The sequence below is a fragment of the Paenibacillus xylanexedens genome, assembly GCF_007676705.1.
In the GTDB taxonomy this organism is placed as follows: domain Bacteria; phylum Bacillota; class Bacilli; order Paenibacillales; family Paenibacillaceae; genus Paenibacillus; species Paenibacillus xylanexedens_C.
This window is the reverse complement of record NZ_VEBF01000014.1, coordinates 1-24,593: the sequence shown is the minus strand read 5'-3', so window position 1 is coordinate 24,593 and position 24,593 is coordinate 1. Positions and strand designations below refer to the sequence as shown.

Sequence of the window (24,593 nt, the reverse complement as noted above, 5' to 3'; positions counted from 1 at the left end):
CCTCCAAGGGTTGATACAAATATTTTAACTAATAATTGGCCCATTGCAAACATATACATGCTGTAGATGCTTGTCAACGGGAGGTATTTAACGATGATTCCACGACGCGCCAAGAGCTGGCTCACCGCATCCCTGGCCCTGTGTGTACTTGCAGGAGGGATATGGATCACTCTGGGTTATAATCGCTCAACTCACTCCGAATTGCCAGTACTCGCCCCCGAATCGGGCAAGCCCAAGGCAATAGCCCCAACCCCAGCACCTCCAGAAAGTGTACAGACCCCTACCGCCGAAGTGTACAGCAACCGTGTTGTGGAGTATCACATGGATGTGAAACTGGCCGAAGGGAACGTATTGAAAGGGACTCAGACGATCACCTGGACACATCCAGGTAAAAAAACCGTCAGTGAACTATATTTTCATATGTATCCCAACGCCTTCTCTTCTGCTGATACCACCTTTATGAAGGAATCCGGCGGAAAGCTTCGGGGTGATGTCATGCCTACCAATGGCTATGGCTCCATGAACATTACCGAAATGAAAACGGAGGACGGGCTCTCTCTGCTGCACCGGATGCAGTATGTGCAGCCAGATGACGGTAACATCAAGGATACCACCCTCATTAAAGTACGCTTGCCCAGACCCGTCAAAGGCGGGGAAAGCATCACACTCCACACCCGGTTCGAAGTAAATCTGCCGAAGATTTTTGCACGGATGGGAACCGCTGATGATTTTGTCATGGCCGGTCAATGGTTTCCCAAATTAAGTGCCTATGAACCTGTGGGCAGGCGTGGACGAACAACGGAAGGATGGAATCTGCACCAATACCACGGCAATTCGGAGTTTTACGCCGACTTCGGTATATATAGTGTGCGTATTCGGGTGCCTGAAACATACAAAGTGGCTGCTACGGGATTTCCAACGCAGCAAGCTGTGGTGAAGAATGGAGAGAAAGTCTATCAATTCTATGCCGATGATGTGCATGATTTCGCCTGGGCAGCCTCACCCGATTTTGTCTACGCCGAGGAACCCTTCTCTGCACCCAATGTTCCTGGTGTACGAATCAAGCTGTACCTGGACCCTGCTCATCAGGACCTGAAAGAACGATATTTCCATGCCGCGAAGGCCGCACTAGCCAATTATAGCAAATGGTTTGGTCCATATCCTTACGCGACCTTATCCATCGTTGTTCCACCCAAAACGGGGAACGGTGCCGGAGGGATGGAATATCCCACGCTAATCACAGCCTTTGGCGCGGATGATACCACGCCAGGCTATGACCTGGAGCGTACCGTAGTTCACGAGATTGGCCATCAATACTTCTACGGCATGGTTGCCAGCAACGAATTCGAAGAAGCTTGGCTGGATGAGGGGTTCACCTCTTATGCGGAGGACAAACTGATGGAGCAGGAATATGGACTGATCCCGAACCTGCCGGTACAATCGGGCCTGATTACGTCTCCTTCACCATTAACACAGGAATCCTGGAAGTTCGATTCTCAGAATGAGTATGCCGCCAATGTCTATACACGTGGCAAGCTTGTATTGCTCGGCATAGAACATCAAGTCGGGGCGAAAACAATGGAACGCATTCTCTCTACCTATGTGAAGAAGTACCGCTTCAAACACCCCACATCAGCTGATTTCCAGAAAGTTGTAGAGCAAGTAACCCGTACTTCCTGGTCTGATTATTTTGATCAATACATCTATGGTAACGGAATGGCTGATTTTGCTGTAGAGGATATTCATGTTACACCTGTGCAAAAAGACGGCCAAACATTGTACGAGTCATCCGTGACGATCGTGAAAAAAGGCAGTGATTACAACGCCGTTCCTGTTCGCATTGCTTTTGAAGACGGGCACATCCTCACCAAGCAATGGAAGGGTAAAGAAGATCGCATCACCTATAAATTGACTCACACATCCCCTGTTTCCTGGGCCATGACCGATCCCCTATACACGATCGTGCTGGAGAACCGCCACATGAACAATTTCCTGAAATCCGGACTGGATGAGCGGGCGAAATCCCGCTGGAGCATGAGTGTAACCAAACTAATAGAAGTCATATTCGGAGGTCTGTCATGGTGAGGTGGAAACAGTGAAAGCAAAAATACGTGAAGGTTGGTTTCTCGTCCGTCAGCATATGTTCATTGCAGCACTGTTATTTCTCTATCAGCTCATATGGGGATATTTCCTCTATCGAATGGTTCAATCGGCGGTCGTCCCACTACTCCTGCGCTACCCTGAACCTGATGCCGGGGAGTTAAGTACGCTTTTATTCAAAATGGAAAGCCAACTTAACCTGTCCACCCATCCGGAGGTTCATCGTTATCTGTGGATCCTGGGGGCTATGCTGTTGGTTCGCATGTTGATCAGCCCCCTCATTCAGGCAGGACTGCTCTACTCGCTTCAGCACTATAATAGTACAGAAGAGCGCATTCCATTCGTCCGCGGAATCAAAAATCTGTGGAAACCGATGCTGTTGCTCCACACCATACGTACATTATTAATACTTCTGCCCGCCTACTGGCTGGTGCCGAAGCTGTACTCCATTCTAATGGACGGATTTCATTCCCTTCAATTACTCTTGCCCGGCATACCATATGTAGCTGCCTGGATCATATATGGCTGGGTTATTCATCACATCCTGCTCTACATGCAGTTCGGTATTTCTGCACCGGAAGGAGAAGGTGGTACTCACGGCACACTCAAAGCGCTCTGGATTGCACTACGTCATCTCATCACTATGATTGGCATTGCACTGCTACTGGGCGGCATTCATCTGCTTATCTTCGGGGCATTCACCTCAGCATCATGGTTACTAACAGGACTCACTGGACTTATACTACAACAGACATATCCTCTTGCCAGATGTCTAATGAACCTGTGGAAAATATGCGCCCATTTTCGCTTATGGCAGTCCAAAACATCCAAAGGCTAGAGCAGATAGTTTAAAAATTGTTACCATCGCATGTTAAACTTATGGCCTAATATGTACTTACAAATAGGCAAACCTCAACCTTTCCCCGTCAAAGGTCGAGGTTTTTTTTACTAAATTTGTTGCTAAACGTTGCCAAATCAATACTCCTCTGTTACAATAATCGCAGTGAGTTTTTAGTAACAACTTTGTAATCTTTACATTCATATTTGTAACTACTTAAAATTAAATCGTCATTTCTTGATTTCGCAGGTGCATAACTAGCATAGCCAAATTCCTGGCACCTGGGAAGCGGGGGAACCAGTTATGGGTGAATTGATCTTGCTACAGAGGGATCATAGGGGACCTTCAACCGAATCCTTAAGCTAACCTCGCAGGCATTGGAAGGGGTATATCTCTTGTTCAAAAAGAAATTAACCGCAGCTGTACTTAGCCTCACATTCGCATTATCGCTTGGTGCAGGCAGCGCATTCGCAGATTCAAAAATGGATACAGTAATTGATTCAGCAATGGGAACTACATACAAAAGCGGGGGAACAACGCTTAACGGCTTTGACTGCTCCGGTTTCACACGGTATGTATTTGACAAGTTGGGTATTGATTTGGCACGCCAATCCAGTTCCCAATTCGAAATGGGCGATTCCGTATCCCGCATGGAGATGAGAGCTGGCGATCTGGTATTCTTTAATACAACAGGTAAAGGCGTATCCCATGTAGGAATCTTTGTAGGGGATGGAAAGTTCGCACACTCCTCTTCTTCCAAAGGTGTTACGATCAGTGCATTGAGTGAAAACTACTGGGCCAATCGTTATGTTGGCGCTAAACGGATTATGAGCACGGACGCATATGAATCACTGGCCCTTGACTAGGGACAAGCTGAGCAACATGATGCTGTAACCATTAACCATACTGGAACGAAATAAGAAGCATAACAGAACCGCCCGGTACATTCTCCGCAGGAATGTATCCGGCGGTTTTTTTGTGCTTCTTTCCCTGTTCACGTTGCAAGTAACACACGAGGCATATCCTGCGACATCAACAGCTTCACTTTGCGTTCGTTTGTCCGTGCCCTTATGATGTTTTTACCCATCCCGTTATAATATAAACGAAATTACTGGAACTTTTGTTTCATTTTTTTCCCAAAGCTGCAGACTTGCTAAAAGAACTGCTCTTTTGTAGAGTGGACTGAGGGTTTGGTAATGAATGAGAGGAGCGTGCAGATGTATGAATGAAGCCCCTGTGACGTTTCATGTTGTACCCATGCAAGAAGAACATGCGGAGCTTATCTGCAGTTGGCAATACGAGCCGCCTTACAATATTTACAGCTGGCTCCCCTGGGAGCAGATGAAAGCACTGGAAGTGGAATTTGGGGATGCACAGCTGCGGCAGGAACAATATGCGATTGTTCTAGATCAGAACGAACGCATATGTGGATTTGTTCAATACTTCCCCCTTCAAGGCGTAACTCGGATTGGCCTCGGCATGCATCCAGAGCTGTGCGGTCAGGGTCAAGGGAAAGCTTTTGTCACCGCCATTGTACAGGAAGCCATTCGCCGGAACCCGACGAATGAGATTGACCTGGAAGTGCTGACTTGGAATGCCCGTGCCATTCAAGTCTATCTGAAGAGTGGATTTGTCACCCAGGATACATACGAACGACAGACCCCAAGCGGCTTAAAGCCTTTTCACTGCATGGTCTATAAAGGGCCTCGTGATTAGAATCCATTGCAAAATAACCAAATCTGCCCCTTGTTATGTGATTAGTTCAAAAAATTACCACAAAATGCTATGATGTGACTACAGGTTCCGTTATAATGATATGGATAGTTTCAGGTTAGATGATCTTTCATTCTGGAGGGGACATAAGGGATGCACAAATGGATCATGAGCGGGGTATTTTTTGCAGCATGCGCTTTAGCTATTGTTTTAATGTTTACGCTTCCAGGGAAAGAGGAAGTGGCTGAAGAAGCGAAACCAACCATGCCGGAAGTAACGATGGATGCAGGACAGGCTGAGGCACTGGTCAAAGCCAACTGTATTACCTGTCACGGTGATCAGCTTCAGGGTGGCGTAGGTCCTGCTCTGGCAAACATCGGTAGCCAGGATGATCTGGAGAAGATCTATTCTACGATTGTCAAAGGTAAAGGTGGCATGCCTGCCTTTAAGGGCAAACTGCAGGATGAAGAGATTGCCAATATCGCCATGTGGCTGTCAGAGAAGAAATAATCTCTGCATACGCATAACACAGAGGCCCTTAATCCCCTTTTGGGAGAATAAGAGCCTCTTTGTTATGCAGATTATTGAGCTTCTGGCGTGTGTTCGGCCAGAAAGGCCTCGACTTCACGTGCGGACGGCATCCCGGACTGGGCGCCGAGCTTCGTCACAGATAACGCGGCCGCGCCCATGGCGAAGCCTACAGCCGCGTCCAAGGTCTCACCGCGCGCTAGGGCTACCGCCAGCGCGCCGTTGAAGCAATCGCCAGCGCCGGTCGTATCGACGGCGCTTACGGCGTAGCCGGGCGCACGGCACGCGCCGGCATGCCCTGCTTGTACGCGGCCACCAGGCGCCGCCGCGTACACTGCCCCCTCGGGGCCGAGCGTCGTGACGACAGCGGCCCCGAGGGATGCGGCGAGCTCTGCGACCGCCGCATCCAGGTCTTCCGGCCGGAGATGATCCCGGCCGGTAAGCACGGCAAGCTCGCTGCGGTTCGGCGTGACAACGTCGACGCACCGCAGGAGCTCCTGGGGCAGACCCGGCACCGCGGGAGCCGGGTTGAGCACTACCAGTGCGCTGCCTTCAGCCGCCAGTTGGGCGGCGCGGGTGACCGCAGGCAGCGGGATCTCCAGCTGCAGCAGCACCGCTGCGGCTGCAGTCAGGCTTTTTACCGTATCCGCCTCTTCCAGCATCGCAGGCACAACTTGTCCATTCGCGCCAGGAATAACAATAATCCGGTTGTCTCCCCTAGAAAGCCAAATGGACGCCGTCCCTGTAACCGTGTCTTCCAATATGCGAACCTGCGAGGCATCTGCACCACTCTCCGTCAGACTGTGCAGTAGACGTTCGCCAAAACCGTCCGACCCCACCGCACCAATCATCGTGGTTTGTCCACCCAGACGTGCAGCGGCAACAGCCTGGTTCGCCCCTTTGCCACCAGCGAGATAATGCAGTTCCTCCCCGCTCACCGTCTCTCCCTCTTCCGGAATCGTGTCTGTCTTCACCACGAGATCCATATTGAGACTGCCTACGACAGCAATAAGAGGTTGTTTCTGATTATAGTCTGACATGTATGGTTCACTCACTTCCGCCGTGCGATAATAACCGAACTCGTTATTCCGACCTCATTTTGTCATAAGCTTCGTTATACTGTCCTGCTTCCTTAATATCTACAGATGTAATACCGCCCGCATCCCATGACGTAAGACGCAGCGTAACCGTTGTATAGTCAATCGTGATAAAAGGATGATGATTGAATGCTTCCGAGATCGCAGCGACCTCATCCACAAATGCAATCCCTTTCATGTAGTTGGAAAACACGAATTTACGTACAATCCACCGTCCCTCTTCCAGTTCCCAGCCTTCCAGCCTCCCCAGATGAGCTTCGACTTCCTCTTGCGAAAAAACCATGCGTTATCTTCCTCCCCATAAGATGGTACATTACAGACGAATGTCCGTATAACCACCGACACCTTCGATGCGATCTATAGCAACCTCAAAGGGCAGGCTCACTGCCATGCAGTTGGCCCATTTCACGACTAACATCTTACCACGGACAAGCTTCAAAATACAATTAACTGAATGGCATAGATCCAATAACCGTAAGGCTTTGAGGACATGTGCACACACTAAATTAAAGGTACAAACGTTAACTCTTCTTCCCCGATCAAAATATGAATGCGGTGCTGATCCTTATCATGGATGACGACTCCACTTCCAACCGGGATGACAGACTCTTCACCCAGTGCATAGAACAGATCTTCCGCCAACGCCTCATCCACTTCAAGTTGCTCAGGCGCGCCTAGTCTCTCCCACTCTTCCGAGTCCATTTCAAAGAAAACATACCGATCCGGTATGCGTCCGAGTGCCGTTGTCAAATCTGTCAAAATTCCTTCATAATCCCGTCCATGCTTTACGCCCATTGGCTTTTCACTCCTATTCGGCCCCTAAGGAGCGGATTTGATCTTATTATACCTGAAAATAGCCCTTAAAAAAAAAGGCCTATTGGTCGATAAATACTATACATGATCGTTTTAACTGTTTTGGCAATCCAAAAGAGTGCCAAGCATTAAACGAATTGCGGCTCTACGTTCGTCCGGAAGCCCGAATTTAGCCGCTTGAAAGGATTCAATTTTATCTCATGGATGAGGTGTATGATGAACATTTCAACAATTATTGGACTTGTTTTGGGACTCGCTTCACTTGTAATCGGTATGATGTTGAAGCATGCTCCCGTAATTAATCTGGTCAACAACCCAGCAGCCTACATGATTATATTTGTTGGTACCGCAGCAAGTATTTTTATGGCATTCCCTATGTCAGAAGTCAAGAGAATTCCGAAGCTCTTCGGAATTTTGTTCAAACAGCAAAAATTGATCGATCGCGTATCCCTAATCGGCACATTTATGGACTGGGCTTCCACTACCCGTCGTGAAGGTTTGCTTGCACTAGAATCAAAAGTTGAAGAAATCGACGATCATTTCCTTCGCAGCGGCATGCGAATGATTATCGACGGGAACGATCAAGATTTCGTCAGCGATGTTCTAATGGAAAATATTCACACTACAGAGGAACGTCACCGCAGTGGTGCACTGATCTTCTCCCAAGCAGGTATGTATGCTCCAACACTTGGCGTTCTTGGAGCCGTAGTTGGTTTGATCGCAGCCCTTGCGGACCTTAGCGATATGGATAAGCTCTCTCAAGCGATCGCAGCAGCATTCATCGCTACCCTCTTGGGTATCTTCACAGGTTATGTACTGTGGCATCCAATGTCCAACAAGTTGAAGCGGATGTCCAAGCAAGAGATGGAAATCAAGCTCATGATGGTTGAGGGTCTGCTCTCGATTCAATCCGGTGTTTCCACCATTGCTATCAATCAGAAATTATCTGTATTCCTGACACCTTCCGAACGTAAACAACTGGAAGAGAAGGAGGGTTCATCAGGTGAAAAAGGCTAAGAAGCATGAGCCACATGAAGAGCATGCAGACGAGAGTTGGTTGCTCCCTTATTCCGACTTGATGACCTTGTTGCTCGCTCTGTTTATTGTGTTGTTCGGCATGAGTTCCATTGATGCGGGTAAGTTTGAACAAATGGCTTCCGCACTAAGCAGCGCATTGAATGGTGGATCAGGTGTCCTTGATTATAGCTCCATGAATCCTGAAACTCCGGGTGCTGATCTTGGTAAGAAGAAAGAACAGCCTGAGGAGATTACGAAAAAATCACCAAATCAGATCACCGATGCTCAGATGGCTCAGAAAGAGCAAGAGAATCTGGAGAAGCTCAAGAAACGGCTTGACCAGTATATCTCGAAGAACGGGCTTTCCGACCAGCTGAACACCAAGCTGAATCAATCTGAATTGAAGATCACCATCAGTGATAACGCCCTGTTCTCCTCAGGCCGAGCAGATGTGAAGCCTGAATCACGATCCCTGGCCAAAGCAATTTCAAGCATGCTGCAGGAGTTCCCTGAGTATGAAGTGGTGGTATCCGGTCATACCGATAATATTCCCATTTCGAACAACCAATATAAGGATAACTGGGATCTGAGTGCGGATCGTGCGCTCAACTTCCTGAAAATCCTGTTGCTGAACACGCAATTGGACCCTTCCAAATTCACACCAAGTGGTTATGGAGAGTATCACCCCATTGCCAGCAACGATAACAATACCGGACGCGCACAGAATCGCCGCGTAGAGGTGTCTATCATTCGGAAGTATCAAAGTAACAACACGAATGTAAAAGCCGTAGGCGAAGGAAACTAGAGGCCTGCAGCGATTCATTAACCAAAGACCGTTCTCCGGATACAAGGAGAACGGTCTTTTAGGTTTATATAGGGCTTACGCTTAGTTTATCTACATATTTCCGTACTATTCGGTATTATTGACCAGCCTTCATTAACTCTGCACCAAAAAGCCCTGCGCTCCTTTTCGGAAAGCAGGGCTACAATCGGTTAAATTAGTCAAAGTTGAGTCGACTATTCCAGTGAATAGTCCAGCAGACCGCCCAGTTCCGCTTTTTCTACGGCGGTGAGCTCTCTCCATGAACCTGTCGCCATTTCTCCAAGATGAATGTTCATGATCCGAATACGCTTCAACTTACGAACCTCGTAGCCAAAGGCACTACACATACGCCGAATCTGACGGTTCTTTCCTTCAGTCAGGATAATACGGAATACTCGATCCGTCATCCGGGTCACTGTACAAGGCAGGGTCATCTCACCCAGGATCTTCACCCCGGTGCTCATGCCTCTAAGGAAACTCGGGGTTACAGATCGATCAACAGTGACGATATACTCTTTCTCATGGCGTCCTTCTGCTCTAAGAATCCGGTTAACGATATCTCCGTCATTGGTCATCAGGATCAAACCTTCTGAGTCCTTATCCAGACGCCCAATTGGAAAGATGCGTTCATCGTGCCCGACAAAATCAACGATATTCCCCTGAATATGCTGCTCGGTTGTGCTTGTGATCCCAATCGGTTTATTCAGGGCAATGTATACGTGTTTTCTCTTTTCCTTGATCGGCTTGCCATTGATTCGTACATCGTCGCCTTCTTCTGCCTGACTACCCAGTTCAGCCTTAACTCCATTAATCGTTACCTGACCGCTATCCACCAACTTGTCTGCTTCACGCCGGGAGCAGTAACCTGTTTCACTAATAAATTTATTAATACGCAAAAGGTAATCTCACCTCATCTATTTCTCTTCATCTGTAAGTGATTCATCCGTTACCTGATCTACCTCAATAACTTCCGGTTGTTGCTCGGATGCAGGCAGTTCAATAATAACCGTTGTTCCCTTGTTCATGACGCTTTTAATATCCATCATGCCCTTATGTGATTGAATAATGCGTTGACTGACCATAAGGCCAAGCCCTGTTCCAGACTCTTTATTCGTAAAGAAAGGCTCCCCAAGTTTGGGCATCATCTCTTCCGGGATACCAATCCCTTCATCCTTGATCTCAATTCTGACGCGGTTCAGCTGTTCGTCATGCTTGAGCTTAATATGGATGCTTCCTCCATTTGGCATAGCCTCCATGCCATTTTTCAGCAAATTGATAAATACCTGCTTCAACTGGTTCTCTTCACAGTGTACCATAGCCGAATCGGATGAGGCACGCAGTACAAATTCTACACCATGCAGATGCGCCTGACTATCCAGCAACGAGATGACATCACCGAGAATAAACCGAACATCCCGATTCTGAAAATGAACTGCCTGCGGTTTCGCCAGAATCAGAAACTCACCGACAATAAGGTTGATGCGATCCAGCTCCGATAACATCAGATCCAGATGACGATGATTCAGCTTATTGCTCTCTTGCTGGAGCTGCAGGAACCCGCGCAGTGTGGTCAGTGGATTACGAATCTCATGTGCCACACCCGCTGCAAGCTGGCCCACCGTTGTTAGTTTCTCAGAGCGTCTGAGCAGCTCTTCCATCCTGTTACGGCTTGTAATGTCCCTGGAGACACTAATAAGCGCGGTAATCTCTCCAGCTTCGTCTCGTACTGGAGCCGTACTGACACTGACCTCTACCCGGGTTCCATCTTTCTTCATCCAGGTGGTTTCATTGGACGTAATGGACATCCCCTCAACGAGTTGGGCATGCTGACGTTTCATTTCTTCCTCTGCCTCTGGCGGGATGATCTTCAGATTACGACCTTCCACCTCACGACTTCGAAAACCATATAATTGTTCAAATGCCCGGTTAACCCGTAGCACTTTCCCTTCAAGATCCGTAATGTGAATGGCATCAGCCGTCTGATTGATGATGGACTCCAGATGCTCTTTAACCGCCCGATTCTCTTCATACATCTGTTTCAGGCGGCTCGTATAATGGCCGAGATTGCGAATCATGGCATTAATACGGTTGGCCAGCTGGCCAAGTTCATCCTTCCTCCGGACTTTCAGACGAAAATCAAAGTGTCCATCCGCTACTTCATTCACTTTGCCCAGTATGGATTGGATCGGGCGTGTAATATAGCCTGCGAGCAAATAGCTACCAAAGATCACGATCTCCAGTAAAACCAGAGATATTGAGGCATGGCTCACCAGCTGCTCCGATACCATGGAGGATATTTGCTTATAGTCCATGACAATACTGATGACATAGGAAGACTGATTGGGTGTGAAAATGGGAATAAAACTCTTCAGTACCTTCTGTTCGTGCGTTTCACTGACAAAAGACACATTTTGCCCTGTCCGAATGGCACGCACCACAGCACGATGGTCCTCATCCGTAGAACCATACTGGTATGTGCCGAAACGAATCGGTCTGTTATTCAACTTGCTAAAGTTCGAATCTCTTCCGTCACCACCCATGTTCGGGCTGCCGAAAGTTAACGGATTGATGCCTGTAATCTCCAGAATGGAGGGATTGACCTCACGGATTTTATTCAAAATCTCATCCGGACTAGAGATTTTCACATAGTCATCAACTTCCGTATTATTATAGAAAGGATTGATTATGTAGTTTCTCTTTCCATCATGGTAGTAACCCCAGATATCAATATCCGAAGGACTGGATGTAGAATACTCGAATCCATCTGACCAGAAATGATCCAACTTCTGCCCTTGGGGAATCGTCACCTGTTGTTTTTCAAACAACTGCTTAAAGGCCTGATACCAATAGGTCATGGATTTGGTGGATAGTCCGATCTCTCTCGGATCTGAAGAGCGACTGACCACAATGTCATCATCCGTCTGCTCCATCAACGAAATATGCGAGACGCCGACCTTTTGGCTCATGCGAACAAGTTCTTCATTTGTGATATTATTAATATCCGGGTCCAATTCTTCCGCTGCCATTACGGCAGCAAGCCACAGATTGTTTCCAATCTGTCGTTTTACATAATCCGAACTGTATTGATTCTGTTCGACAGCAATTGCAATCTGCTTCGCAGTGAGCACCATCTTGTTTTCACTGTCCTGCCGCAGATTCTCTTCTGTAGTATAATAACTCAGTGCGATATTCAACACTAAAATCACGAGCACTGAGCACGACATAATCATGGATAATTTCGTTTTAATAGACAACTTTTTTGTTCACCTCTCGGCTTGTACCCTCTGGCGATATATGGCAAAACCTATACCCATCATAACGCTTGTATGTCTATTTGAAAAGTATAATTGACCTCCGTCCAAAAGTTACCGATTGGCTGAAATGCTCGAAATTCGTTGTTTTTTGCCTTTTTGGACTCTACAATGAAATTAATCACTATATTTATCCACAAATCCACAGGCTTGTGGATAGTTTGTTTATAACTATGTGAGCAACTGCATGGTTATCCACAATTCTATGCACAACATGTTAACAACCCGAATGCTTGTTCGCTGAATAAACGCTTTTGGAAGGAGTTATATTGTAATGACTGACCATTCTCTCCAGCCCGACCTTTCACATTTATCCGAGGAAGCTCAGCATGAGCATTGGATGCGAGAGGCCATTGCCGAGGCTTACAAAGCCGAAGCTCTTGGGGAAGTTCCGATTGGAGCTGTAATCGTACAAAATAACCAAATCATTGGTCGTGGATATAATCTGCGTGAAACTACCCTGGATTCCACCGCCCACGCGGAGATGGTAGCTATCCGTCAGGCAAGTGAGACGATTGGAGCTTGGCGTTTACTGGATTGTGCGCTATACGTCACTCTGGAACCCTGTCCAATGTGTGCAGGTGCAATTGTACAATCCAGAGTCCCCCGCGTAATCTATGGTACAGCTGATCCCAAGGCAGGCTGCGCAGGTACACTGATGAATCTGCTACAGGAGCCTCGTTTTAACCATCGTACCGAGGTTGTCCCGGATATTCTTCAGCCTGAATGCTCCACGATGCTGACTCAATTTTTCAGACGGTTGCGCAAAAAATGACAGTAATTATCAAATACGACATCCCAAATGGAAAGGAAGTGTGTTGCAATGGCACTAACGCTCTATGATACAGCCAATGGCATAAGCCTTCGGTTGCTCACACCCCAAGATACACAATCCTATCTGGACCTCATTCAGATCACACGCATCCCATATCAAGCTGTAGAACCTGTGCGAGAGGACGATTTCTATACACTGGATGCTCAGACTCGGCGGATTCAGGATCGGGCCAAGGCAGCAGAAGAAGGTACAGGATATCAATTTGGAATCTATACCATTAAAGACAGCCTGCTCATTGGACAAGTAAGTCTCAACAATGTGGTACTGGGCGTTGCCAATTATGCTGACATGGGTTACTTTATCCATCCGGATTATCAGGGCGGTGGACGAATGACAGCAGCGGTTAAACTCGCCGTAGCTTATGGCTTCCGTGCGCTGAAGTTAAATCGGATTCAGGCTGCGGTATTACCCTCCAACAAGGGGTCGCAGCGAGTTCTAGAGAAGAACGGATTCCAATTCGAAGGTACTGCTCGCAAATATCTCAAGATCAACGGCAAATATCAGGATCATCAGATCTACGCTGTACTTGCTGAAGATTTGGATGAACTTGCGAATTAATTGAGAAGAAACTTATCCTCACAACCTTCTGTATTTCCAATTCAACAATATACAAATTCAATGTACAAAACCGCACTACCCTAGTATTTAGGGAAGAGTGCGGTTTTATTTGTATGGCACTTTTTTATTGGGCTTTCAAACTATTCGTTATTTGCTCTACACCGTAAGACTTACTAACCGGCCCAAAACCAAAGGCAACCTGTCCATTTATCTTATAAACATGCCCATTCTTCACTGCCTTGAGTCCTTTCCAGACAGCGCTTTTCTCCCATTCATCCGTTACAGCAGACAGAGATGGATCTTCCATATTGAAGTACCCCAAAAATAGATAATCCGGGTCGAGCTTCGCAATCCCTTCCAGTGTAAGCTCTCCAGCCTCTGTGGACGGAGGTGTTAGTCCGAGACCTTCATAATATTCCGAGATATAGTCGGCACCCTGAAGATAGGCCTGTTTCTCACGAACCTGCATGAATGCAACCGTTCCTTCGATGGATTGAAGCTCGCTTTTACCATCTGCAAGTTTTTGATCAAAATCATTAATATACTGTATAGCCGTTTCTTCCTGTCCCAAAATCTGCCCCAGATCTGTAATGACTTTACGCCATTCCTTGAATACATCCTGCTTGGTCTCATCCAGTACAACAGTTGGTGCGATCTGATCGAGTTGCTCCAGAATGTCCTTGTTCGTCTCATTGCCAGCAATAATCAAATCCGGTTCATAAGCAAGTAATGCTTCCAGATTCACTTGTGTATTCTCACCCACGATATCAATCGTGTTTTTGTTTTCAACATACGGTTTGTACAAGTCACTTTTCAACAACGATTGATCTTCTGTAAAAGGAAGCGTGATAGCCACGGAATCCAGATCAAATACGAGCAGATCATCACTCAATCCCCAATGCGCCAAAGCTATCTTTTTCGGTTGTTGTTTGATTTCCATGTCTCCCCGAGCAGTCTGTACCGTACGTGGATAGTTATCAGATGACCCATCTGCGGATTCAGATGATGAGCCGGAACTCTCGACTGTACCAGTAGCACTTTGCTCCGTCTGACTTGTCGTTTGCTCTGACTTTTTTTCACCCGACGAGCAGGCAGCCAATAGTAAAACTAAACTCAATACTGCAATTAGCATGACCCAACCCTTATATCTTGTTCTATGCATCTCTAGAGCTCCTCCAATTACTTCAGCGAATTTATGATAACAATTATCATTATCAATTATATCAGTGATATCCGCCTGTACAATGGACACTGTCCGATTCAGGATGGATTCTTTCCAGGTCCCATAATCTTTCTCACTTCAGACGGGGCACAGCCCTTATGCAATTTATACACCCGACTGAAGTAGTAGGGGTCCGCATAACCTACCTTTGCAGATACCTCTTTCACGGTGTAACTTCCGATCTCCAGCAACTCCTGTGCGCGATTCAGACGATACTGCATCAGATAACGCATCGGACCCATCCCCGTGTATTTTTGAAACAAATGTGAAAAGTATTTCGGTTTCATATCGAATTGAGCAGCAACACCTTCAAGCGTCAGTGGTTCAGCATACTGATGTTGAATGAATTCCTGAGCTGAATCTACCCATTTAACACTTGATGTATTCCTTGCATTTCTCGCTCCACGGAATACCGAGATGAGCAGTTGATAAAATAGGGTCTGCTTCTCCAGTTGGTTCATATACCCCGGATTGGAAGCAACGTTAAGGAGAGCCAGCATCAATTCCCCTTGAACTCCAGACTCTGAATCATTCAAGCTCATCCGCAGCTCATAGACTTGATCCGTATGAAACGAGTGAAGCCCCTTTTCCTTTTGCATTGCCGGCAAGTAATGAACTAATACATACTCAAAGTTCCTGTCTCCGACATGGATCTCCAGGTGCATATTCTTACCCCCGATAAAGGCCTTGCCTGGTTGCATATGATAAAGATATTTCGTACCATCCGTATTCGTAAAATAAAACTCTGCCTGTCCTTGTAACACCAGCAGCAAAGCACTTTTTTCTGTTCGTTTCTCCCGGTGCCCATCGTAAATCATGTCTGCACGCAATACAGTACGATAAATCCCACATACATGAACAGGATGCTCAATGAATTCATAAGCAAGCTGCTCTTCATCCGGTGTTATCATTGAGTACTCCCCCTAATCCCCTCTCATTTATAAATAGTTTATCCTCCGTCCGATTCATTGTATAGACTATATTTTCATTCAAAAAAAACCGCCTGTATCCAAGCGGAAGGAGAATATCCTTCACTTGAATCACAGACGGTTTTGGTTGAACTCAGCGAGATTAGTAACCGTACGAAGCGTTCATCAGTTCTTCGAACTCTTGCATGGTAATTACGTCATCGCCCGTAGGGATGTTGATTTTGAATGCTGCTTTTTCGTTAATCTTGGTATACGTATTGGAACCGGTAAATGCCAATTTCACTTCGTCTTTCGTATCTTCCGGCTTGATCAGCACATCAGCAACCATCTTTTGATATACCGGGAAGTCGTTTTTGTCCAATGCGAAATCGATGTTGAATTGGTTAATTGTCAGAACATCTTTCAATTTGTCCAAGTCTTTAGCCATTTCAGCCTGATCTGCCTCAGTGATTTTCAGATCTTCTTTAGCTTTGTCTATATCAGCCTGATCCATTTGCAGCAATTCACGATATTCCTCTTTGGACAGAATATCCAATACTTTAGGCATAGCTTTCGTTACCAGTACAGTAACCGCTTCTTTAACATTGTCATTATTCACCGAGAATTGTACAACCTGCTTCGCATCTACACCTTCAGGAAGTTGTGCATCTTTGGTGTCTAGGTTTTTAAAGAATTTAGCTTGATCGTACTCGCCCAGCACTGCGTCCATTACTTCGTTGCTCAGCTTTTGCGTTTTGGCTGCGTCCATAGCATCCGGGTTCCATTCTGTGCCCTCTTGCTCAGCCAATTCTTTCAGATCCAGCTCCAGGAATTTACCAACAACATTCTCAGGAATCGGGAAGAATGGAATGTTCGGCACCTTCACATAGAGTTTCTCTGCCGTCATCACCATTGGAATGTTAAAGGTCATACCCATGTCGCCTTTAAGCTCGATGCCAACAGTCATCTCTGTCTGCATTGGCTCACTTTGGTATACACCCGTTACATTCAATTGAGCATCCTTCAGCATGCTCATAAACTGAGTCATAGTAGGATCAGTTTGTGACGCATCCCCAGGTTTATAGCTCAATTCATTAATTGTAAAGTTGGAACTCATTTCATACGAAGTCAATTTGGAAGCATTGGCCGCAGCCGTCTTCAATGCCTCTTTTGGTTCCTGCTTGCTGCTACATGCTGTCAATGCCATAGATACGGTCAACAGCAATGTAAGAAGAAGCGCCCCCATACGTTTAGTCATTTTTTTCTCTCCTCTCGTGATAACCCCAAAAAAAGTAATTCAATCTCAATGATATACCATATCACCCGATACCGAAACCTAATTTGGGAAAAATGTGATCTTTCCTCTTTAAAATGGCTACAAAGACCTATGTCAGCTTTGGGAAAAACCATGTGCATGTCTTTATATATGTATGAATACGCAAAAGCCCCCTGTTAGGTAACAAGGGACTTTTGCTGTAAATCTGTTTCTTCTATTAACCTTGAGGATTCAAATGATCCACGTGGTTTTGATTTTTAACTTTTTTGGAACCGGATAAGGGCTCCTGCATGGAAGAGCGTTTGGATGAATGATGATGCTGTTCGGATGCTTGCGCTTCTGGTACGGGAATTGTTTTCGGTTTGCTCATATTATTGCCCCCTCATCATTGTTTAGGAATGGGATGGGTCCCTATCTTCCGTTTTATCATGATTCAGTGCATCCTGATGACGGCGATCATTAATATCTTGCTGAATCTGCTGAGCATGATGACTGTTTACGGCTGGCTGCTCCAGATCATCAATTACATTTTGCAGGTTTTTGTCTACTCCCGCTTTGGCTTTAGTCAATTGAGTTCACTCCTTCAGATTTCAGGCTATTATCTCGTCTGGGATTGTAACGACTGGGCGCATTCATGAATGTGCCGTGTATAATCGTGAGCCAGTTCCTGAATCGGTTCTGTACGCTCATCTGTCGTTCGTCCATCACGTTCCACATCAATCAGCTGTACGCTGACTTCACGGGAATCGACATATGCACATTTGAAATCAAAAGAGTACATCTCGTGCCCTGCTGTAGCAATGTGTATCCGAATAGCCTGCTGATCGGCTTCATCGGCCATTACCTGAGCCTGGTCTCCAACATTCAGGACTTGAGGCAAACGTTCTTGCCAGGCCCCTACAAGCTCTGTTTGATCGATGTTTAACTCGCGGTTCATCTTACCACCTCCACTCCTATAAAGTGCGGCGATGAAGATGTTTTTATACATAACAGCGTGATTGAAATATGCCGTTACACTGGGCAACCTATACAACGGCGACCAACTTGTAGATTCAGGGCTTTATACGTACATAGAACGCAAAAAAGGACCCGAGCGATATCGCTCGAATCCTTATTATAAGTGTAGTATGGCGGAGAGGGTGGGATTCGAACCCACGTGGAGTTGCCCCCTAACGGTTTTCAAGACCGCCCCGTTATGACCGCTTCGGTACCTCTCCAGGGAATTAACTTTTATAAACTTGCCACGAAAAGTATCATACCACAATTAGATATGAAGATGCAACCTTTTTTATATCGCTATTTGAAATTTAGTTCAGATCGCGGATTTAGATATACAATACCTTCCTATCCGCCATTCAGAAATGACGGACAGAATTGGTATTCTTTTTGAGATGTGAACCGTTAACTCACTCTTAAGAACGACGTGCAATCACACTGATACCGCCCATATAAGGACGCAATGCTTCCGGAATAACAACCGTGCCATCTTCCTGTTGATAGTTCTCCAGGATTGCTGCTACAGTACGACCAACGGCCAATCCTGAACCGTTCAATGTATGAACAAATTCCGGTTTAGCTTTTGGCTCTCTGCGGAAACGGATATTGGCACGACGTGCCTGGAAGTCCTCACAGTTGGAGCAGGAAGAAATCTCACGATAGGTGTCGCTCTCAGGCAACCACACTTCAATATCATACGTTTTAGCTGAAGTGAAGCCCATATCTGCGGTGCAAAGTGTTAGAACACGGTATGGCAAGCCCAGTAATTGAAGCACGCGCTCCGCATTTTGTGTCATTTGCTCCAGCTCTTCATACGATGTCTCTGGAGTAGAAAGCTTCAGCAACTCTACTTTGTTGAATTGATGCTGACGAATCAACCCACGTGTATCCCGTCCAGCCGAACCGGCTTCAGAACGGAAACAAGAGCTGTAAGCCACAAAGTGCTTAGGCAATTGATCTATATTCAGAATCTCTTCGCGATGGTAGTTCGTTACCGGAACTTCAGCGGTAGGAATCAGATAATATTCAGTATCTTTCAACTTGAACAGATCTTCTTCGAACTTAGGCAGTTGACCTGTTCCGAACAGGCTGTCCCGATTGACGATATATGGAGGCAAGATCTCCTCATATCCATGCTGATCGCTGTGCAGATCCATCATGAAATTGATCAATGCACGTTCCAGACGTGCACCCAGACCTTTATAAAAGGTAAAACGGGACCCTGTTACTTTGGCAGCTGCTTCAAAATCAAGGATATCGAGATCCTGTGCAATTTCCCAGTGTGCTTTTGGTGCAAAAGTAAATGACTTGGGCTCTTCCCAGCGACGAATCTCAACATTATCCGCTTCAGAAGCTCCAATAGGTACACTTTCGTTAGGAATGTTCGGAATGGCCATCGTGAGATCATTGATCTTCACTTCCAGTTCACGAACTTCTTCGTCCATGGCTTTGATTCGGTCAGAGACTTCACGCATCTCCACAATCAGTTCGTCTGCATTCTCACGATTCTTCTTCAATCTAGCGACTTCACCAGATACCGTATTACGGCGACTCTTCAGCGTTTCACTCTCTTGAAGCAATTCCCGACGCTTGGCATCCATTTCCGTAAATCCAGCGACAAGATCCAGCGATTTGCCACGGTTAGTCAATGCTTCTTCTACACGTGCATACTCATTCCGCAATATTTTCACATCAAGCACGATATAACCTCCTAAATAACCCCACGAAGTGAAGCTTTATGTTTAATCCAATCTCATAACTCTACTGTGTATACCTTACTATATACTTATCGGACCCTGTAACCAAAAAAACAACCTATGGTCCAGGTGTCACCCTCCGCTGCGATTCCCGCTTTGAAGCAGATACAAGCAACATCAGGCATCCGTCAGATGCAACTGCCAACCAGCGGCCCTACAAGGCTTCTGGGGAAGTGATCCGATGACCGGGAGATCATAGGTTGTACATCATGCTTTATTTAGGGTCTACCGAGGGTCTGTAGGATTTGGCCATGTCTACAAAATAAGCATGCAGACGATAGTCATCCGTCAACTCCGGATGATAGGAGCAAGCCAGCAAATGTCCCTGGCGTGCAGTAACAATCTCATCTTTGTAAGTGGAGAGAACCTCTACCTGGTCTCCAACACTCTCAATTAAGGGTGCACGGATAAACACAGCCCTTACCGTTTCCTCAATACCTTTGACTGGTAAGTCTGTCTCAAAGCTTTCTCTCTGCCGTCCAAATGCATTTCGGGATACAGTCATATCCATTAGCTCCAAATGAGCCTCTTCTTGCCCTGCAATATGTTTGGCCATAACGATCAAACCAGCACAGGTACCAAATACCGGTTTGCCCTCAGCAGCAAACGCTCGAATGGCATCCATAAACCCGTACTTGCGCATCAGTTTACCGATCGTGGTGCTTTCCCCGCCAGGAAGGATAAGACCGTCCAGATCCTCTAATTGCTGAACCTGTTTGATTGCCACACCTTCTGCTCCGGCACGTTCAATACTCCGAATATGCTCTGTGACAGCTCCCTGAAGTGCTAATACGCCGATCTTCATATGAACATTCCCCTTCTCTTACCAGCCGGATCTTGCATACGCTCAGAAGGTGCAAGTTTGGAAATCTCAATGACTTTCATCGCTGCTCCAAGATTCTTAGACACTTCGGCCCGTAATGCATATGTCGTTCATTACCTTGAATATAACGGTTAACCCGCTCTCCCAGGTAAAAGAACAATGGACTTATTTACATCATCATACGTAGAATTCTAACTTGATATTTTACCGGAAAAATTGTAAATATACAATCCATCCGGTTGGAATAACTTGCATTTTATCAGTGATTTGACCACATCAATATTAAAAAACATGATCATGCTCTTTTTCGAGAAATTCGCTATTGGTTAAAACAGGTTTTTGATGCCGTCAAAGAGATCCACGAAGAAATCCTTTACAGCACGGAAGAACAGACGGAACCATCCGCCTTTATCAGCCTCTTCAGCAGTGATCAAGTTCACTGTTTTTTCCTGAGGCTCAATTCCATCCGCTTTGTACGTGTACGTTACCGTACCAACCTTCGTACCTGCCTTGATTGGTGCTACTAGCTTATCGGCCTCAGTTACGTTGGCTTTGAACGTCACATCCAGGTTTTGAGTACCTTTGGGAACAACGAAACTTACCGCATTATCTGTTACGACAGGAACGGTCGTTTCTTTCCCTTTTTTCAAAGGTACAGCTTCCCAACCCGTTACTTTGTTCTTGCCTGCGACAGCTTGTTTCACTTCAAAGTTGTTAAATCCAAAGTCCAGTACCTTTTTGGTTTCTCTGAAACGTGCAGATTCCGAATCAGTGCCCATAACAACACTGATCAGACGCATACCGTTACGCTCCGCCGTACCCGTGAAGTTATTGCCCGCATTCGTGGTATGTCCTGTTTTCATTCCGTCGAGACCTTCATAGGCATAGCTTTTGAAATTGGTTATATTTTTATTCGCTTCCAGCATCCAGTTGTAATTGATGATTGGAGCTTTATCATTAGGACGGAACTTGTAGGATTGAATGGTTGTGAATTCTTTGTAGTCCGGGTGATCCATAATGATATATCGGCACAGAATCGCTGCATCCAGCGCAGACATCACTGTTTCCTTATCTTCCGCCGGGCGGAAGTCGGCAGGCATATCTGCACGATCCAGACCCGAAGAGTTAATAAAGAAGGTATCCTTCATCCCCATACGCTTCGCTTCATCATTCATCATTTTCACGAAAGCTTCTTCCGAACCTGCAACATGTTCAGCCAAAGCAACCGTAGCGTCATTGGCAGAGCCAACAGCCATAGCAATATAAAGATCCCTAACCGTATGCTGATCTCCTTCCGCCAAGAAGATACGTGATCCGACACTTTGTGCAGCATTCTTTTTGACAGTTACAATATCGTCCCAACCGAATTTTCCTTGTTTGACCTGTTCTGCGACAATGTACTCTGTCATCATCTTGGTCATACTGGCAGGCGGCATTGCTTTATCCGCATCGACATTTAGTAGGATCTGTCCCGTTGAGGCTTCCATAAGCACTGCTGATCTAACTTCAAGCCCCAGTGAGTCTACTCCAGGAACTTGTACGGCTTTCTCCGTCTTCGTTGTTGTCGCTGCAGCAGTCAGAACCTGACTGGAGTTATCGGCAGCAGCCATAACCGGCATTACTGCAGACATGCATAGCATGTTAATTAGCATAACCGAGGCTACGCTCTTTTTGAGCATTTGGCGTTTCTTTTTATTCATGTGTTTGGCTTTCAATGATGAATACTCCCTTCGATCCAAAGCATGGTTAAATGCTTCAGTGCAGCTTAAGCTGCAATTTTCTTATTCCCTAGCCTGTGCAAAGATGTATGAGATGTGTGGTATATGCGCTATATCGAACAAGCAATATTATTGCTCCTAAAGTTCGTTATTAATTGTCACTTAGTCCGCATTTTGCGAATGCTTATGTAAAAGGACGTCCGCGCTTCTGTTTAGCTTCCAGTCTTTTCTGGCATTCCGTTTGCTTTTCAAAACCATATTCATAGATTCACGTCAAATAGCCGCCGCAACACCTTAATCCATTCCTGGATCGCACCGCTTGTTCTATTCTATCACAGGGGTATCTGCAAAAAAAGACAGACCCGGTGAAAATCACCGAGCCTGTCCTGGAAATGATTAACTCTCTTCCGATTACAACGAGTAGTTAGGTGCTTCTTTGGTAATCTGTACATCATGGGGATGACTTTCGCGCAGTCCCGCACCTGTAATTCGGATAAAGCCCGTATCGTTACGAAGCTGCTCCAAGTTGCTTGTACCACAGTATCCCATACCCGAACGCAGACCACCAATCAGTTGGTGGATCGTATCGGACAATGGTCCTTTGTAAGCGACACGACCTTCGATTCCTTCCGGAACCAGTTTCTTGTCATCATCTTGGAAGTAACGATCTTTACTACCTTGTTTCATTGCAGCCATTGAACCCATACCGCGATATACTTTGTAGCTACGTCCTTGGAAGATCTCAGTTTCCCCCGGGCTTTCCGCTGTGCCGGCAAACAAACTTCCCAGCATAACCGCGTGTGCTCCTGCAGCCAGTGCCTTCGTGATTTCACCAGAATATTTAATTCCGCCATCTGCGATAATCGGAACTCCATATTCACGTGCAACTGTTGCGCAATCGTATACTGCAGTTACTTGAGGTACACCGATACCAGCGATAACACGTGTTGTACATATCGACCCTGGGCCAATACCCACTTTGACCACTGAAGCACCTGCTTCGATCAGGTCACGAGTTGCTGCGCCAGTAGCGACGTTACCTGCAACGATGGTCAGGCTAGGGAAACGTTCACGAAGCTGACGTACAGCTTCAATGATGTTGATGTGGTGTCCGTGAGCCGAGTCTACCGTAATCAAGTCGACACCAGCTTGTACCAAAGCATCTGCACGTTCGAATGTATCTTTGGAGATACCAATCGCTGCACCAACCAACAAACGGCCTTGAGCATCTTTGGCTGCATGAGGGAATTGAATAGCTTTTTCAATATCTTTAATGGTGATAAGACCTTTCAACGTGTTCGTCTCATCAACTAATGGAAGTTTTTCAATCTTATGCTTCTGAAGGATACCTTCAGCTTCTTGCAGTGTAGTACCTACAGGAGCTGTAACCAGATTCTCACGAGTCATGACTTCGCTAATTTTGATGCCGTAATCATGGATAAAACGCAAATCGCGGTTGGTCAAAATACCAACCAGCTTCTGATCTCCTTCAATAATAGGTACACCGGAGATCCGATATTTCGCCATAACTGCTTCCGCATCAGATACCAGGTGATCTGCTGTCAGTGAGAACGGGTTTGTAATTACACCACTCTCCGAACGTTTAACTCGATCCACTTCTTCTGCCTGTTGTTCAACCGACATATTTTTATGGATAATACCGATACCGCCTTCACGCGCAATGGCAATAGCCAGTGTCGCTTCAGTTACCGTATCCATACCTGCACTGATCAAAGGGATGTTTAACTTTACACTATCGCTCAAACGAATAGATACATCTACTTCTTTAGGCAGTGTCTCGGATTTCCGTGGCACTAGCAATACATCATCAAAGGTGAGGCCTTCCTTACCAAATTTATCTTCCCACACGCAAGTGTTCCTCCTTATGTTTGCTCAGCTTTACGGTCCAAAACCCGAAGATTCCAGGCTGTATTTCACGCCGAAAATACGTTTTCTGAAAAATTTATTATTGCCATCTTAGCAAAGCGATATTTAGACTGTCAAGGAAAAGTACTTGGTTATATCAGGTGTATTGCCTGATGAACACAACTGTTTTTCCAGAGCGGACAAGTCTAGTTATTACGACAAAAAAACGTCAATTCGTATCGAATAACGTCACCTTTATACATACTATTGTGCTGATAAATCACCAAATTCAATCTGTATTTTAATCCCATACTGCATATTACAACTATATAATAAAAACCACCACCGAATAACATCGGCAGTGGTTCTTTGCTTGGCGGCGTCCTACTCTCCC

Annotated in this window: 24 protein-coding genes, 1 tRNA gene and 1 riboswitch; of the genes, 9 read left to right on the top strand and 16 right to left on the bottom strand. The window is 46.0% G+C overall.

The annotated features are described in order from the left end of the window. Nucleotides 1-93: 93 nt before the first annotated feature. The 5 genes from FS628_RS29800 to FS628_RS29780 all read left to right on the top strand — a co-directional run bounded on the left by FS628_RS29800 (nucleotide 94) and on the right by FS628_RS29780 (nucleotide 5,161). The gene (locus FS628_RS29800; RefSeq protein ID WP_145326603.1) at nucleotides 94-2,085 is read left to right on the top strand and encodes a M1 family metallopeptidase; all 1,992 of its coding nucleotides are present in this window, start codon (nucleotides 94-96) and stop codon (nucleotides 2,083-2,085) included. A gap of 10 nt (nucleotides 2,086-2,095) precedes the next feature. Beyond that, complete coding sequence (locus FS628_RS29795) at nucleotides 2,096-2,938, top strand: hypothetical protein (RefSeq protein WP_145326602.1); 843 nt, start codon at nucleotides 2,096-2,098, stop codon at nucleotides 2,936-2,938. A 254-nt stretch (nucleotides 2,939-3,192) separates the two neighbouring features. Further along, nucleotides 3,193-3,330: riboswitch (cyclic di-AMP (ydaO/yuaA leader) on the top strand. 3 nt (nucleotides 3,331-3,333) lie between these two features. Next, on the top strand, nucleotides 3,334-3,804 hold the full coding sequence (locus FS628_RS29790; RefSeq protein ID WP_145326601.1) for a C40 family peptidase: 471 nt from the start codon (nucleotides 3,334-3,336) through the stop codon (nucleotides 3,802-3,804). A gap of 355 nt (nucleotides 3,805-4,159) precedes the next feature. Continuing rightward, nucleotides 4,160-4,654: a GNAT family N-acetyltransferase gene (locus tag FS628_RS29785; protein WP_145326600.1), complete on the top strand. Its 495-nt coding sequence runs from the start codon at nucleotides 4,160-4,162 to the stop codon at nucleotides 4,652-4,654. Nucleotides 4,655-4,804: 150 nt separating this feature from the next. Continuing rightward, nucleotides 4,805-5,161 (top strand): c-type cytochrome, encoded by a 357-nt coding sequence (locus tag FS628_RS29780; RefSeq protein ID WP_145326599.1) that lies wholly within the window; start codon nucleotides 4,805-4,807, stop codon nucleotides 5,159-5,161. A gap of 71 nt (nucleotides 5,162-5,232) precedes the next feature. On the opposite strand, the gene rbsK is transcribed toward FS628_RS29780, so the two are convergent. The 3 genes from rbsK to FS628_RS29765 all read right to left on the bottom strand — a co-directional run bounded on the left by rbsK (nucleotide 5,233) and on the right by FS628_RS29765 (nucleotide 7,071). Then, complete coding sequence (rbsK, locus tag FS628_RS29775) at nucleotides 5,233-6,219, bottom strand: ribokinase (protein ID WP_145326598.1); 987 nt, start codon at nucleotides 6,217-6,219, stop codon at nucleotides 5,233-5,235. 43 nt (nucleotides 6,220-6,262) lie between these two features. Next, entirely contained in the window at nucleotides 6,263-6,559 is a 297-nt protein-coding gene (locus FS628_RS29770; protein WP_062838136.1) for a 4a-hydroxytetrahydrobiopterin dehydratase, read from the bottom strand. A 218-nt stretch (nucleotides 6,560-6,777) separates the two neighbouring features. Next, nucleotides 6,778-7,071 (bottom strand): hypothetical protein, encoded by a 294-nt coding sequence (locus tag FS628_RS29765; protein ID WP_145326597.1) that lies wholly within the window; start codon nucleotides 7,069-7,071, stop codon nucleotides 6,778-6,780. A gap of 234 nt (nucleotides 7,072-7,305) precedes the next feature. On the opposite strand from FS628_RS29765, the gene motA reads away from it, so the two are divergent. Both motA and motB read left to right on the top strand, forming a co-directional pair. Beyond that, entirely contained in the window at nucleotides 7,306-8,106 is an 801-nt protein-coding gene (gene motA / locus FS628_RS29760; protein ID WP_056698100.1) for a flagellar motor stator protein MotA, read from the top strand. Beyond that, entirely contained in the window at nucleotides 8,093-8,911 is an 819-nt protein-coding gene (motB, locus tag FS628_RS29755) for a flagellar motor protein MotB (RefSeq protein ID WP_145326596.1), read from the top strand. Before motA ends, motB begins: the two co-directional genes overlap by 14 nt. Nucleotides 8,912-9,123: 212 nt before the next feature. Here motB and rluF read toward each other — a convergent pair whose 3' ends face one another. Both rluF and FS628_RS29745 read right to left on the bottom strand, forming a co-directional pair. After that, entirely contained in the window at nucleotides 9,124-9,825 is a 702-nt protein-coding gene (gene rluF / locus FS628_RS29750) for a 23S rRNA pseudouridine(2604) synthase RluF (protein ID WP_145326595.1), read from the bottom strand. 18 nt (nucleotides 9,826-9,843) lie between these two features. Further along, entirely contained in the window at nucleotides 9,844-12,183 is a 2,340-nt protein-coding gene (locus FS628_RS29745) for a PAS domain S-box protein (protein ID WP_145326594.1), read from the bottom strand. 331 nt (nucleotides 12,184-12,514) lie between these two features. Between FS628_RS29745 and tadA the strand changes: the two genes are divergently transcribed. Both tadA and FS628_RS29735 read left to right on the top strand, forming a co-directional pair. Then, nucleotides 12,515-13,015, top strand: coding sequence for a tRNA adenosine(34) deaminase TadA (gene tadA, locus FS628_RS29740; protein ID WP_145326593.1), 501 nt, complete (start codon nucleotides 12,515-12,517; stop codon nucleotides 13,013-13,015). A 48-nt stretch (nucleotides 13,016-13,063) separates the two neighbouring features. Continuing rightward, nucleotides 13,064-13,633 (top strand): GNAT family N-acetyltransferase, encoded by a 570-nt coding sequence (locus tag FS628_RS29735; RefSeq protein ID WP_145326592.1) that lies wholly within the window; start codon nucleotides 13,064-13,066, stop codon nucleotides 13,631-13,633. A 124-nt stretch (nucleotides 13,634-13,757) separates the two neighbouring features. On the opposite strand, the gene FS628_RS29730 is transcribed toward FS628_RS29735, so the two are convergent. The 11 genes from FS628_RS29730 to guaB form a co-directional block, all read right to left on the bottom strand. Beyond that, nucleotides 13,758-14,795 carry an ABC transporter substrate-binding protein gene (locus FS628_RS29730; protein WP_260871235.1) on the bottom strand — a complete coding sequence of 346 codons (1,038 nt, stop codon included), beginning with the start codon at nucleotides 14,793-14,795 and terminating at the stop codon, nucleotides 13,758-13,760. Between the two features lie 98 nt (nucleotides 14,796-14,893). Then, entirely contained in the window at nucleotides 14,894-15,766 is an 873-nt protein-coding gene (locus FS628_RS29725; RefSeq protein WP_145326591.1) for a helix-turn-helix transcriptional regulator, read from the bottom strand. Nucleotides 15,767-15,926: 160 nt separating this feature from the next. Continuing rightward, on the bottom strand, nucleotides 15,927-17,021 hold the full coding sequence (locus FS628_RS29720) for a hypothetical protein (protein ID WP_145326590.1): 1,095 nt from the start codon (nucleotides 17,019-17,021) through the stop codon (nucleotides 15,927-15,929). Between the two features lie 235 nt (nucleotides 17,022-17,256). After that, nucleotides 17,257-17,409, bottom strand: coding sequence for a small acid-soluble spore protein P (locus FS628_RS29715; RefSeq protein WP_145326589.1), 153 nt, complete (start codon nucleotides 17,407-17,409; stop codon nucleotides 17,257-17,259). A gap of 22 nt (nucleotides 17,410-17,431) precedes the next feature. Further along, entirely contained in the window at nucleotides 17,432-17,608 is a 177-nt protein-coding gene (locus FS628_RS31555; protein WP_186328016.1) for a hypothetical protein, read from the bottom strand. Between the two features lie 29 nt (nucleotides 17,609-17,637). Next, nucleotides 17,638-17,976, bottom strand: a complete 339-nt coding sequence (locus FS628_RS29710; RefSeq protein WP_036607297.1) for a hypothetical protein — start codon at nucleotides 17,974-17,976, stop codon at nucleotides 17,638-17,640. Nucleotides 17,977-18,167: 191 nt separating this feature from the next. After that, nucleotides 18,168-18,256, bottom strand: a tRNA-Ser gene (locus FS628_RS29705). Between the two features lie 195 nt (nucleotides 18,257-18,451). After that, the gene (gene serS / locus FS628_RS29700) at nucleotides 18,452-19,735 is read right to left on the bottom strand and encodes a serine--tRNA ligase (protein WP_145326588.1); all 1,284 of its coding nucleotides are present in this window, start codon (nucleotides 19,733-19,735) and stop codon (nucleotides 18,452-18,454) included. 271 nt (nucleotides 19,736-20,006) lie between these two features. After that, nucleotides 20,007-20,597: a pyridoxal 5'-phosphate synthase glutaminase subunit PdxT gene (gene pdxT, locus FS628_RS29695; RefSeq protein WP_145326587.1), complete on the bottom strand. Its 591-nt coding sequence runs from the start codon at nucleotides 20,595-20,597 to the stop codon at nucleotides 20,007-20,009. A 344-nt stretch (nucleotides 20,598-20,941) separates the two neighbouring features. Further along, complete coding sequence (locus FS628_RS29690; RefSeq protein ID WP_145326586.1) at nucleotides 20,942-22,330, bottom strand: D-alanyl-D-alanine carboxypeptidase family protein; 1,389 nt, start codon at nucleotides 22,328-22,330, stop codon at nucleotides 20,942-20,944. 414 nt (nucleotides 22,331-22,744) lie between these two features. Then, a complete protein-coding gene (guaB, locus tag FS628_RS29685) occupies nucleotides 22,745-24,202 on the bottom strand; it encodes an IMP dehydrogenase (RefSeq protein WP_062838151.1) in 1,458 nt (485 codons plus the stop codon). Nucleotides 24,203-24,593 lie beyond the last annotated feature (391 nt).